Source organism: Paenibacillus tritici, from assembly GCF_018207515.1.
GTDB classification, from domain to species: Bacteria; Bacillota; Bacilli; order Paenibacillales; family Paenibacillaceae; genus Paenibacillus_AQ; species Paenibacillus_AQ tritici.
On sequence record NZ_CP073365.1, the window covers coordinates 6,121,967 to 6,134,818 of the forward strand.

The 12,852-nt window shown below is 53.6% G+C and carries 10 protein-coding genes and 1 other annotated feature; of the genes, 2 read left to right on the forward strand and 8 right to left on the reverse strand.

Translation table 11 applies throughout. From position 1 onward, the window contains the following. Positions 1-5 precede the first annotated feature (5 nt). From KDC22_RS26270 to KDC22_RS26290, 5 genes are all read right to left on the reverse strand, one after another. Positions 6-1,382 carry a bifunctional folylpolyglutamate synthase/dihydrofolate synthase gene (locus tag KDC22_RS26270; protein WP_211720875.1) on the reverse strand — a complete coding sequence of 459 codons (1,377 nt, stop codon included), beginning with the start codon at positions 1,380-1,382 and terminating at the stop codon, positions 6-8. Between the two features lie 5 nt (positions 1,383-1,387). Further along, the gene (locus tag KDC22_RS26275; protein ID WP_246553787.1) at positions 1,388-4,024 is read right to left on the reverse strand and encodes a valine--tRNA ligase; all 2,637 of its coding nucleotides are present in this window, start codon (positions 4,022-4,024) and stop codon (positions 1,388-1,390) included. A gap of 157 nt (positions 4,025-4,181) precedes the next feature. Beyond that, positions 4,182-4,465: a binding site (T-box leader), on the reverse strand. Between the two features lie 166 nt (positions 4,466-4,631). After that, complete coding sequence (locus KDC22_RS26280) at positions 4,632-5,294, reverse strand: stalk domain-containing protein (protein ID WP_173132414.1); 663 nt, start codon at positions 5,292-5,294, stop codon at positions 4,632-4,634. 202 nt (positions 5,295-5,496) lie between these two features. Next, a complete protein-coding gene (locus KDC22_RS26285; RefSeq protein ID WP_211720877.1) occupies positions 5,497-6,873 on the reverse strand; it encodes a LysM peptidoglycan-binding domain-containing protein in 1,377 nt (458 codons plus the stop codon). Positions 6,874-7,009: 136 nt separating this feature from the next. Further along, positions 7,010-8,431 (reverse strand): glycosyltransferase family 4 protein, encoded by a 1,422-nt coding sequence (locus tag KDC22_RS26290; protein WP_211720878.1) that lies wholly within the window; start codon positions 8,429-8,431, stop codon positions 7,010-7,012. Between the two features lie 195 nt (positions 8,432-8,626). Between KDC22_RS26290 and KDC22_RS26295 the strand changes: the two genes are divergently transcribed. Beyond that, positions 8,627-9,868 (forward strand): GGDEF domain-containing protein, encoded by a 1,242-nt coding sequence (locus KDC22_RS26295; protein WP_211720879.1) that lies wholly within the window; start codon positions 8,627-8,629, stop codon positions 9,866-9,868. A gap of 99 nt (positions 9,869-9,967) precedes the next feature. On the opposite strand, the gene ypfJ is transcribed toward KDC22_RS26295, so the two are convergent. From ypfJ to KDC22_RS26310, 3 genes are all read right to left on the reverse strand, one after another. Beyond that, positions 9,968-10,831, reverse strand: coding sequence for a KPN_02809 family neutral zinc metallopeptidase (ypfJ, locus tag KDC22_RS26300; protein WP_211720880.1), 864 nt, complete (start codon positions 10,829-10,831; stop codon positions 9,968-9,970). A 199-nt stretch (positions 10,832-11,030) separates the two neighbouring features. Further along, positions 11,031-11,582, reverse strand: coding sequence for a hypothetical protein (locus KDC22_RS26305; protein WP_211720881.1), 552 nt, complete (start codon positions 11,580-11,582; stop codon positions 11,031-11,033). Positions 11,583-11,711: 129 nt separating this feature from the next. Continuing rightward, positions 11,712-12,152: a hypothetical protein gene (locus tag KDC22_RS26310; protein ID WP_211720882.1), complete on the reverse strand. Its 441-nt coding sequence runs from the start codon at positions 12,150-12,152 to the stop codon at positions 11,712-11,714. 203 nt (positions 12,153-12,355) lie between these two features. On the opposite strand from KDC22_RS26310, the gene KDC22_RS26315 reads away from it, so the two are divergent. Continuing rightward, the gene (locus KDC22_RS26315) at positions 12,356-12,514 is read left to right on the forward strand and encodes a hypothetical protein (RefSeq protein WP_211720883.1); all 159 of its coding nucleotides are present in this window, start codon (positions 12,356-12,358) and stop codon (positions 12,512-12,514) included. Positions 12,515-12,852: the final 338 nt, after the last annotated feature.

Sequence of the window (12,852 nt, forward strand, 5' to 3'; positions counted from 1 at the left end):
GTTCGTCACCAGCCTTTTTCAGAATCGGGTTGCCGTAAAAGCGTACTGCGCACATCAGAAATCAAATACAGCGTACCGGACACAACCGCAAGGTCATCGTCCGCTGTGATCGTCTGCAGCTTCTGCAGCGCCTGGCCCCAATTACGTTCTACTATAATTTCCAAGTTGTCCTTGGCATACTTATTCCGCAGACTCTCTGCAATAGCCTGCAGATCTTCCGCGTCCATTTTCTTACGGAAATCCGGTTCGGTCAGGATGAGCGTATCCACTATAGGCAGTATATGCTTAAGATACGACTCGTGATGCTTATTTGCCAGCATCCCCATGAGCAAATTTAATTGGCCGTAAGGCTGGAACTGCGGAAGACTCTTCGCCAGGCTCTCCGCCCCTTCGGGATTATGCGCTCCGTCCAGAATAATCCGGGGCGAAGTACTCACTTCCTCCAGCCTTCCGGCCCAGAAGGTGCCGCGGAATCCCTCCAGCACATCCTCGTCCTCCAGCATGAAGGCCATATACTGCCGCAGCACCTCAAGCGCCATCATCGCCCCCGCCGCATTCTCCAGCTGGTGTTCGCCTTTCATGGCAATATCCAGCTCAAGCCCGCGGAAAGGTCCTTTGAAGGTGAAATGCTGGAAGCCGTCCTTGAGCTCACCCTTACTATAGCTGAAATCTTCTCCCGCCAGATAGAGAGTGGAACGGGTAGCTGCGGCTCTGGCTTTCAGTACAGCCACAGCTTCCGGCTGGCTCACACAGCTGACTGCAGGAACACCCGGCTTAATAATTCCGGCCTTCTCCCCGGCGATCAGCTCCAGCGTATCTCCCAGCACATCGGTATGATCATGTCCGACATTAGTAATGATAGACACAATCGGAGTAACGATGTTCGTTACATCCAGCCTTCCCCCAAGCCCTGTCTCCCATACGACTACATCAGGATAACAGACTTCGCCGAAATAGAGAATCGCCAGCGCCGTAGCCACCTCGAACATGGTCGGTGAACCCAGCTCGCTGCCCGCGATCTCTTGAACCAGCGGACGCAGCTGATTGGCAAGCGCAAGCAGCGTCTCTTCGGGAATATCGGTCCCGTTGTACTGGAAGCGGTTGGTGAACTTTGTGATATAGGGAGAAGTAAAGGTACCCACCGAATAGCCGCTCTGAATCAGTACAGAGGTCAAAAAAGCGCAGGTTGATCCCTTGCCGTTCGTCCCTGCCACGTGAATGAACTTAAGCTTGCGGTGCGGATGGCCCAGCTTCTCCATCAGGAGCTGAATCCGCTCCAGACCCGGCCGGATTCCAAAAGGAATCAGACTGTTGATCCAGTCTACCGCTTCTGTATAAGAACTTAAGGGGGCGGCACTGCCGCCCCGGATGATCTCTTCCATGTCCTTTATCCCCTCAGCTCTGCGATACGGGCCAGCACTTTATCGCGTCTGTCGGAATAATCCGCCTGCTTCGCCCGTTCCTCTTCGATGACTTTAGCCGGCGCTTTGGCAACAAAGCCCTGATTGCCGAGCTTTTTCTCCACACGTTCAACTTCGCTGTTCAGTGTCTGAACTTCTTTTTCCAGACGGGCAATCTCCTGATCAATATCAATCAGTCCAGACAGCGGCAGGAGCAGTTCAGCTCCGGTAACCACGGCGGACATCACTTTATCCGGCGTCTGCGGCGCAAGTCCCGCTTCGAAGGAAGAGGTATTGCAGAAGCGCCCGATGTAATGCTCGTTGCGGGAAATAATGTCCAGGGTATCCTGGCTGCCGGCCTTGATGATCAGTTCTACCTTCTTGCTCATCGGCACGTTCACTTCCGCACGGATGTTGCGAACCGCCCGGATAATGTCCATCAGCAGGTTCATCTCTGACACCGACTGCGGATTCTCCAGCGCTGCATCATACTTCGGCCACTCGGCCAGTGTGATCGAGTCACCCTGATGCGGCAGATGCTGCCAGATCTCCTCCGTAATGAACGGCATGAACGGATGAATCAGGCGCAGTGTGCGGTCCAGCACGTAAGCCAGAACAGACTGCGTCTTGGCCTTGGCTGCCGCGTCCGTTCCATACAGCGAGAGCTTAGCGAATTCAATATACCAGTCGCACAGATCATCCCAGATGAAGTTGTAGAGCAGGCGGCCGGTCTCACCGAACTCGTACGAGTCAATTAGACGCGTAATATCGCGGGAAGTTTCGTTCAGGCGGTGCAAAATCCAGTGGTCGGCCGTACTAAGCTCCCCTGTAATGTCAATATCCTCGAAAGCTACGCCTTCCAGGTTCATCAGGGCAAACCGTGAGGCATTCCAGATCTTGTTGGCAAAATTGCGCGCCTGCTCTACCTTTTCCATACGGAACCGCAGATCCTGGCCCGCTGTGCTGCCGGTAGTAATCATATAGCGCATGGCGTCTGCGCCATACTGCTCGATAACCTCCAGCGGATCAATGCCGTTGCCGAGGGATTTGGACATCTTGCGTCCTTCGGCATCGCGTACGAGTCCGTGCATCAGCACATCAGAGAATGGCTTCTGCCCCGTGAACTCCATGGCCGAGAAGATCATGCGGGCCACCCAGAAGTAGATAATATCGTAACCGGTAACCAGTACGTTGTTCGGATAATAACGCTGATAGTCACTGCTGTCCTCGTCAGGCCAGCCCAATGTAGCGAACGGCCAGAGGTTGGAGCTGAACCAGGTATCCAGCACATCCTCATCCTGCTTCAGATCAGACAGCCCGCTGATTCTGCGTGCTTCCTCTCTATCATGGGCAACTACGATCTCCCCGGTAGATTCGGAGTACCAGGCCGGGATACGGTGGCCCCACCACAACTGGCGGGAAATACACCAGTCGCGGACATTCTCAACCCAGTTCAGATACGTCTTCTCGAAGCGGTCCGGCACGAAGGTAACACCGTCTCCATCCTTCTGTGCGGCGATCGCTGCTTCGGCGAGCGGCTGCATTTTGACGAACCACTGGGTAGACAGATAAGGCTCTACTACAGCGCCGGAACGCTCACTGTGTCCTACCTGATGTACGTGATCCTCAATGGAGATCAGCACGCCCTGCTCTTTGAGGTCGGCTACGATGGCCTTACGGCAGTCGCTGCGGTCCATGCCCTGGTAAGAACCAGCCTCCTCATTCATTATTCCGCCTTCATCCATCACATTGATCTGCGGAAGGTTATGGCGGACTCCCATCTCAAAGTCGTTCGGATCATGGGCCGGGGTAATCTTAACCGCACCGCTGCCGAAGTCCTTATCTACATATTCATCTGCAATCACCGGAATCTCCCGGCCGATTATGGGCAGGATCAGGGTCTTGCCGATCAGATCCTTATAACGCTCATCCGAAGGGTGAACCGCTACCGCTGTATCGCCCAGCATCGTCTCGGGGCGGGTGGTAGCTACCGTGATGTGGCCGCTGCCGTCCTTAAGCGGATAACGCAAATGGTACAGATGTCCGTTCACTTCTTTATATTCAACCTCGATGTCCGACAGAGCCGTACGGGCGGCCGGGTCCCAGTTAATAATCCGCTTGCCGCGATAGATCAGGCCCTTCTGATACAGCTCTACGAATACCTTGCTGACCGCCTTCTTCATGCCTTCGTCAAAGGTAAACCGTTCGCGGGAATAATCCAGGGACAGGCCCATCTTGGCCCATTGCTCATGGATCGTCTCGGCATACTGATCCTTCCAGGCCCATACCTGCTCCAGGAACTTCTCGCGTCCGAGATCATGGCGGGAGATTCCCTGCTGGCGCAGCTTCTGCTCAACCTTGGTCTGCGTGGCGATCCCTGCATGGTCCGTTCCGGGCAGCCACAGGGTATCATATCCCTGCATCCGTTTGGTACGGATCAGTACATCCTGAAGGGTGAAATCCAGCGCGTGTCCGATATGAAGCATTCCTGTTACATTCGGCGGCGGAATCACTATGCTGTAAGGCTCTGCATCCGGCCGCTTGCCGGCTTCGAAGAAGCCCTTCTCCATCCAATAGGCATACCATTTCTTCTCTGCCGCTCCCGGATCATATGTAGTCGGCATATCGCTCTGCTTGTGATTCGCGGCGGCGTTCTGCTGGTTCGGCAGTTCTGCTGCTGCATTGTTGTTATCAGCCATGGTGAACCCTCCATTTAGAGTTGATGAACTAACGGGTGAGACCTGTACATGCTTAAATTTGAATACAAAAAGGCCCTTCGTCTCAAAGGACGAAAGGCCATTCTTTCGCGGTACCACCTTTGTTTCGCGCCAATAAAAAATAAAACCCTGCCTGAAGTCCCCTTACAGGTCCTTAAAGCTTAGCGCGACACTTATGCAGATAACGGCTGCGTCCGGCCACATCCTAACCGGTCTTCATCATGAAGACAAGCTCAGAAGGGCAACTCCGGGGCGACTTCGGGGGCTGCATCCTGCGGAAATTCACACCAATTATAATTCCGCTCTCTGAAGGGCTGACCGCCTACTCTTCCCGTTCCCAGTCTTTATGCTAGTTATTACTTAGTTCAATAATACATTCAGTATTATTCCTAGTCAACCAGCATATACACAAACGGCTGGACTTATACCGCCCATTTCAAAAAACCGCCCTAAAGGAAGGCCATTAACAGCATTCCTTGCGCTAATGAACGATTTGGAGCCGCCGGACTATCGCCTACTCCCCGCTCCAGATCACGTGAACCACATTGTAGCCTTGGCTGCTGCCCGTTCCCGGCGCACCATCCAGCGTAACGGCAAATGTGCTTCCGGCGTCGATAATCGAGAAGGCGGACGCGGAGACTTCTTCCGATTTGGACGTAGCTCCTTTTTGCACGAAATACTCCTTGTAAGTGTTGCCAAGCGGCTCCAGACCCTGCTTCGTCAAATAGCTGAATGTCGCAGACGGCTTGCCGGTCGCCGATCCTTCGATCAGATCAAATATCTTCGCGTCGGCCGGAAGCGGGAAGTCCGCCGGCAGGCTCTTCGGACGCTTCACGGTCTCCGCTGACGTCCCGGTGGAGGGGGTGCCGGAGGAACCGCCGGAGGAAGCAGAATCGCCGATAATCACCCGGCTGGTCTTGGCATCGTAAGTAACCGAGGTGTTCAGCGCTTCACCGATGGAACGGACAGGCAGATACGTTGTGCCGTTGTAGGTAATCGGGGCAAGCGTTTTGCCGTTGCCGTCTTTGGGCGTATAGACCTGACCGTTCACGACGATTCCGAGCTTATGATTGAGTAGCGCCTTGATCTCCTGCAGATTGCTCGCGGCATAGACACCGGCCGAGGCCGTCAGTGTCAAGCCCAGTAGGGCCGCTGTGGCCGCCACTTTTTTCTTCATCTGATATCTCATCCTTCCAGAAGGGGGTATACCGGGCGCATAGCTGCCTGAAAGTGTCACGTATGTAGAGCCGGTAGTGACTATTAACCCGGCAGGAGGGGTTTTCAAACGAAAAGGGGACGGTAACTGGCGGCAGGCTTGAGGATAACGCCTATTCACACAGAAACGGCCCCCGTCTATGAGGCGGGGACCGTTCTCTATCTTAGGGAATGTATAACACCTGTCCCTCTTCTACAATCTGGCCGGACAGCCGGTTGTACATGGACAGCTCACGTGTACTTAGCTGGTACTTCTCGGCAATGGTATCCAGCGTCTCCTCCCGCTGGACAATGCAGAGCCGCACCTTGCGGAACAGCTCGGTACCGCCAAGTCCGCCGATGAACCGGCTTTTCCACGCTGTATCATTGCCCGCCTCTGGAACCGCCGCTGCCTGGGAAGCTATTTCCTCCGAGTTCAAATCCTCCTGCTCTTTGTTAGCCCGGCTGGAGCTTAGCAGCGAAGAGAAGGTTAATGGCTCCTGCTCGGCAGCTCCAGGTTCTTTTTTGCTGCCCAGTGCAACCTTGAGGTCCTGCTTCTCCTCCGGGGACGACACGGACTCTGCGGATAGGAAGACCTCATTGTCCGTAGCCTGGATCTCTTCAGCCGCTTCCCCCTCTTCCTTGCCCGCCAGCAGCGCCGCAGCGTCGCTGGCAGCGGAGGTGAGCACGGGCTCCGGCTGCTGCACGGCATGAAGCTTCGCATTGCCCCAATGGTCCACTGTATTCAAGGCGGCAGTACCCGCCTGCAATGCAGTGTCTTCCTGGAGCGATTTATTCACAGGTGCTGCCTCTGCGGTCTTCTCTCTGGAGGTGAGGAAGTGATTGGATACAGGCTCAGCCGCCTGCTTGCTGCCGGCCAGGGCAGCCGTATCCAGATTATGTGTCCTGACTCTTGGTTCCTTGTCCTTCAGTTGCGCGGAGGCCTGGGCAGCGGGCTGGGAATATACAGCACCTTCCGGAAATAGCGGATTGCCGGAGACTTCGGCCTTGTCAGCCAGGTTCTGCTCTTCCGCAGAATTCTCTGCAGCACCTTCGCCTTCGCCATAAGTCCAGAGCGAATCCTCATACAGGGCGTCATTTTCCGGACTTCGGTACTTGTCTTCGGCCTTAACCTTGTTGTCTGCAGCCTCCGGCGAATACGCTACCGTGTATTCCTCCTGCTGCCAGGCCGGCTGTGTATCTGTACTTCCGATTCCACGCAGCGAGAGCACACCGGTAATGTTAACTGTTCGCATCGTCAGCAGATCAATATCGAAATTCTCGATCTCCACCCCTATGTCATCAAGTGAGCTGACCCGGGTCAGCGGAACTGTGATTTCAACAGGAATCGCATGCTCCAGGCGCTGTGTGCGATCATCTTCCCCCCGGTAGAGCCCGGTGAGCAACAGCTGGCCGTGCAGCTCGGCCCGGTCCTCCCGCTGGATTACCTGGATGTCGGGAACCAGCTCGACTTCCTCCAGCTCAGCTATTCCCGGAAGCTCTTCCGAAAGGTGAATGCGTTCATAAATATCAAACCGCAAGCCATGGGACTGGTCAAACACGGGAAATGTCCTCCTTCTTGGCATAATCTATCCCTGAGACAAGCCCAGAGTATAAGCCCAAAATGTTACTCCACTCATGTATATGCTTCAATCAGGAAGGCATGACAACTTTGCCGCTGCAATCGCGGACAGGAGCTTATTTCCCGGGACCAAGGGCGGTACGCGCATCCGGAATGGAGTAATTCTGCGGAAGCCTTGTGCGCATAAGCTCAGCAAGCGGAGTACCGGGATCGCTTCCGTTCAGCACATCTGCCGGATGAAAAGCTGCCGGAAGCCTCGCGTCTCCCGGCCCTTCTCCAAAACGGACAAAGTCCGGGATTCCCGGCCGACTCTTCTGCAAAATGATGGCCCTGTGATAGACATTCAGCGTACCCGCAGCCATCACATCCAGCGAACGGTTACGCTGCGCCCACTGCCTGGCCTGGAAGCCGGTGCGCTCTCTCAGCTCCTTATTCCCCAGGAGCAGCTCTAACTGCCGGGCGAGCTGGACGGCATCTCCGGGAGGAACAATCCAGCCCGTCTCTCCTTGCCGGACCATCTCCGGCATCCCTGAGGTTCCGGCGACAATCGGCGCTATTCCGGCAAGCTGCGCCTCGGTAACCGAGAAAGGCTGTGTGTCCTGCAGGGAGGGCTGCACATAAATATCGGCCGCTCTCAGGGCAGCCGGGATATTATCCAGCTTCCCGGTGAAATGAATCTGCTGCTGAATGCCAAGCTTACGGGTTCGCTCCATAAGCTCTTCCTCGAGGCTGCCGATCCCGGCCAGTGCACAGATCCATTTCTGGGTGCGCTCATTCAGAATTCCCAGTGCCTCGATCAGTACATGTACACCCTTGATATATTCAAGACGTCCGGCATACATGATTACAGGAATTCCCTCTGCAAATTGAAGCGGCGCAGGCTCCGCTGCCCTGGCTGCATAGTGTTTCAGATCCAGCCCGTACGGCAGGGTATGAATACGATCAGGCCTGACCCCCAGGCTCCGCGTGAGTTGCCCGATCCACTCCGAAGAGACCAGGATCTGATCCGCCGAGCGGGCGCCCAGCGTCTCGATCCGGCGGAAATATCTCCAGATGGGCCGCTGCTCATATTCCTCCCGGGTAAGCCCGGGCTCCAGTCCTTTGTATTCATAGAAGGTTTCTCTGGTCAGTGCCCCATGCACACTGGAGACCAGCGGCACCGGAGTGCGCATAATCCGCCGCAGCGCATACGAGGCTATAGGGTCCTGGGCATGGATGACATCATAGTCCTCAAGACCCAGCACAGCGGCACCGCCCTCGAACACGTAACGTCCCAGCTCAAAGCTGAAGATGCCATGCTCCAGATGCAAAGACGGAAACCGGACTTTATCGAGTTGGGGCAGGAGAAGGGAATAGAACGATTTTTTATCAAAGGACTCTGTCCGGTTCAGCAAATACAGCGTATTGTTCTCCACATGGCTTCCCATCAGTGTAACGGAATGGCCCTGCTCGCCCAGCTTATCTGCCAGCTGTTTCATATACGTCCAAATCCCGCCCATATTGGTGAGGCCCCAGTAGGTGACCAGCAGTATCTTCATGTATTCCTCTCCCCGGCTTATAGATTCACTTCTGTGCAGGAGCAGTCTGCTCCGTCTTAGTCAGAACAGTATATGAATGTTGCAGCTAGCAGGTATGGATATTTGGTCATGCTATAAAAATTTCAAAATAATCTTTTAATCAATAAACATCTTTTCGGGTATAATCGGTATAAATCCCGAAAGGAAATTTCCGACATGTCAAAAGCAAGGGTATTTGACCTTTTTCTGTTTGTCGCTTCCCTGGCTATAGCTTTCATTCCCAACCATGCTGTAGTCCTGGACGTTACCTATATAAAAGCACTGCTGCTCTACACGGTCTTCTCCAGTATCTACTTCCAGTTGCGGATTGTGACCCGGAGCGGGAACTCCACGATCGACTATGCGATCAGCTATACTTCGTCATTCGGGATTTTTGCCGGTCCGCTGGGTACCTTTCTGTTCGAGAGTGTGTACCGGGTCATTGTCTATATCTATAAAAAGAAAACGAAAACCGCCGATCCAGGAGAATTCCTGGATACCTTCTATAACATCGGCTCCTTCACGCTGGGCGGATCGGCCGCTTATTATCTTTACAAGATGCTCTATCCCCTGGCGGACAAGCTTCCGCTCGGATACTGGCTGCTGTTTCTCCTTGTTGTCTGCGTAACCACCCTGCTGCCCTCCACGTTCCTGGTCATAACCTTTGCCCTGTCGGGAGACATCAAGACACGCCAGGAAGCGAAGCACCTGCTGTTCAGAAGCCGGAACCTGCTTGACTTCAGCAAGGTGGCCCTGACCAATGCTCTGCTGCTGCGGCTGCTGCAAATGGAGAAATGGGAGATGCTGATCGCCCTCTTCCTGCTCAATTATGTGGTCAGCATCTCTTTTTATTCCAAATCGCAAAGCGCCCAGCACAAATACGAACGCGACAAATTCGAGCAGATGGCATACCGTGACTTCCTCACCGGAACCTATAACCGGGCGCATATGGACAAGATGATGAAGGAGCTTAACCAGAGCGGGGAGTACATCGGGATTGTGGTTGCGGATATCGACCGTTTCAAAAAAATCAATGATTCCTATAATCACGCCGTCGGCGACCGGGTCATCGTTCATTTCGCGGATACGCTGCAAAGGCATCTGCAGGAAAAGGACATCCTGTTCCGCAGCGGCGGGGAGGAGTTCACCCTGTTCCTTAGGGATAAGACCTTTGAGGAATGCAGGACGCAGATTCAGGAGATTCTGGACAGCCTTCACGGGCACAGTGTGAGTGCAGAATTCGAGGAGCAGATGATCCGCGTGCCCTATTCCGCCTCCTTCGGACTGTATTACTACAAGGCAGACCCGGGCCAGAAGACCTCGATGGAAAAAGGCTATGTCTTCGCCGATCAGCTGCTGCTGGAGTCTAAGAAGCTTGGCCGCAACCGCCTCTCGTACTGGAATGATCTCCAGCCTTGAGCGCAAGGTCCTGCCGTGCACAGAACCCTTGATATTTGAACAAAGAGCCGCTCCTCCGGTTGCCGGAGAGAACGGCTCTTTCTCGTTGTTGGCACCCGGCTACAATTCAGCAGCCTTGAAGGTATCTCCGCCAGCAATCGTACCGGAGCCAAAGCCCTTATAGAACCAGCGCTTACGTTGTTCGGAGGTACCGTGAGTGAAGCTGTCCGGCACCACATAACCCTGGGAGCGCTTCTGGATGGTATCATCCCCCACCGCGCTTGCCGCAGTGAGCGCCTCCTCCAGGTCCCCTTCCTCCAGCAGATTCTTCCCTTGGACATGTTTCGCCCATACCCCGGCATAATAATCGGCCTGGAGCTCAAAGCGGACCTGATAGGCATTGAATTCGGTCTGGCTAAGGCGCTGGCGCTGCGTGTTGAGCTGCTCGGAAGCGCCCAGCAGGGTCTGCACATGATGACCGACCTCATGGGCAATCACATAGGCCATGGCGAAGTCGCCCGGCGCGTTGAACTGCTGCTGCAGCTCATCGTAGAAGCTGAGATCAATATACAGATTGGCATCCCCCGGACAATAGAAGGGGCCGACCGCCGAGCTGGCTGTTCCGCAGGCAGAGTTCACACTGCCGCTATACAGTACAAGCGTCGGGTCCTGATAAGTCATCCCTTGCTCCTGGAAGAGCTGAGACCAGACATCTTCGGTATCGGCCAGCACCACGGATACAAATTCCGATAATTCCTTCTCCTTAGCCGTCTGCTCATAAGGAGCGCCTGTGTTCGTGCTTGAACCCGTTGAGAGCAGATTCCCCATAATATCGCCGATATTCCCGCCGCTCAGCAGCGTCACAATCACTATAATCACTATGCCGCTGATTCCGCCGCCGATCAGCTTGCCGCCTCCGCCCACGCCTCCGCGGCCTCTGCGGTCTTCCACATTGGAACTGCCTCTTCTGCCCTGCCATTTCATGGCCTAACCCCCAGTTATCAATTGCAATTACAGGATGTATTTTTGCTTATTACTGTTATACCCATAATTACAGGGAGACCACTCTTCCGGAGCAGATTACTGGGTCAGGCGGCTCCACGCTTCCGCAGACTACAGACAAAAAAACTCCCCCACAGCCGCAGCCATGAAGGAGTCTATCCCCGGAGGATAGAAAAACTGATTATTTGGCAGCTTTAGCCGCGCTAAGAATGGCTTTCAGGTAGCCTTGGGTATCTACCAGAGTAGCTCCGCTAACCGCATCCACCACTTGCTCTTTGCTCTTGTGAGTCAGTGTGGCTTCAAGGGATTTTATCGTTTTGCCTGTTGCGAATTTCTCGATGGCAGCCAGGTTTTTGTCGTAGGCAACGGTAGATTTGGCTTCTTCCGTCATGTGCTCGCTGTAGTATTTGGCATTGGCTTTCTTGGACGCGAGTACCATGTTAGGATCTTTGTAGTTCTGGCCAAAGTCCTTATCCGAGTTCGGAACGCCAGTAGCTACGTCTGTGCCCAGGAACTGATAATCATCCAGCGATGCGGCAACGATTACGCCATTCTGCACTACTGCCACAGCTACTGTGAAGCATTTGGTGCCATGGGCAGCCGCTTCCACCCGGCCAACCTTAAGCGGTGCGCTCGCTGCAGAAGTGACGCTGTTCAGGGCTCCGCTGTTTCCTACCCCGATCAATGCCAATGAAATCCCGGCTACGAGCATAAACTTTGTTACTTTTTTCACAAATATTCCCCCAGTTAACGTTATGAGATACGCTTACATACTATATTTATCAGTATATTGGGAGGCCGTCAGTTACAAATATTACTGGAAAAATGCAAATATCTGGATTGCACAGGCAGCCTCCGTATATTAGCTGCAATTCTCTTTAACACTCACTTTGTCATTCGTGATTACTACCTTGGAATATCCGGATAATGTTTCGGTGTAGGAGCAGACTCCGATAGTTGCGGGAACGTCCGGTTCTCTCGGGTCTGAATACTTCAGATAGATCCCGCCTTCACCGCTTATGGTAAGCCGGGGCTTGATTTTTACGGTTTTTCCGCTTTTGAGTATCTTGGCAACTTTGTCTGTCGACGCACTCGCCGCTGCGCTGGTCACCACTCCTGTCTCAAGAATAGTCAGCTCAAAGTCGGATGGATTGTGCACCGTCACCTTGAAGCTCTGAAACTGGGAAACCAGACTCAGAACGCCGTACTTGCTGTCCAGTTGCACAACCAGCATTATTCCGGCGGCCATCACCAAGGCTACGGCTGACATTAGTAACATTCTGCGATTCCATCTCATTCTCATAGTCTGATCATCTCCTCATAGTAGAAAGACGTGCTTAAGTGCGGAAATGTATCAGGCGGGGCGCGGAGCTGCGGATCATTTACCGCGCTGATGGGTGGATGGGGATAACGTAAGGCGGCGAGGGCGTTACATGCGCAGCGAGGACGAAACGGGACGACGGCGAGGGAGCTACAGGCCCCTTCCTCACCTCACCGCTAGATTAAGTGGAAAAAGGGCAACTACTGGTCGGTAAATCTACGAATATCGAGAAACAGTTGGAAAAACAACACTTGCTCAGGCTGAAATCTGAAATATTGAACACATTAGAAGAATTAGATGTCTTAAATCCACTTAATGTTGCTGGAGATGGAATCGCACGATGATTAGATAGCATAAATCCACTTATTGTTCCGCCGGGGAAGCATTGCCCTGAACACAAATAGAGCCAAGCTGCAATTCTCCCGGTATCAGAGAAACGCGGCTCAGCTCCACATGGCTTGCTAAACTCTTGGGACTGCCGCTGCTCACATGGAGTGGCATGGCTCCCATTTTACTTGACTTAGCTCGAATTAACCTGATTTAACCTGACTAGCTTAACTCAACTTACCTCAGCTTTACTTAACTTTATTATACTCAACTTTACTCAACTTTACTCAACTTAACTTGACCTCACTTGACCTAACTCGACCTAACTCGACCTAACTTGGCTCAGCTTACCTCA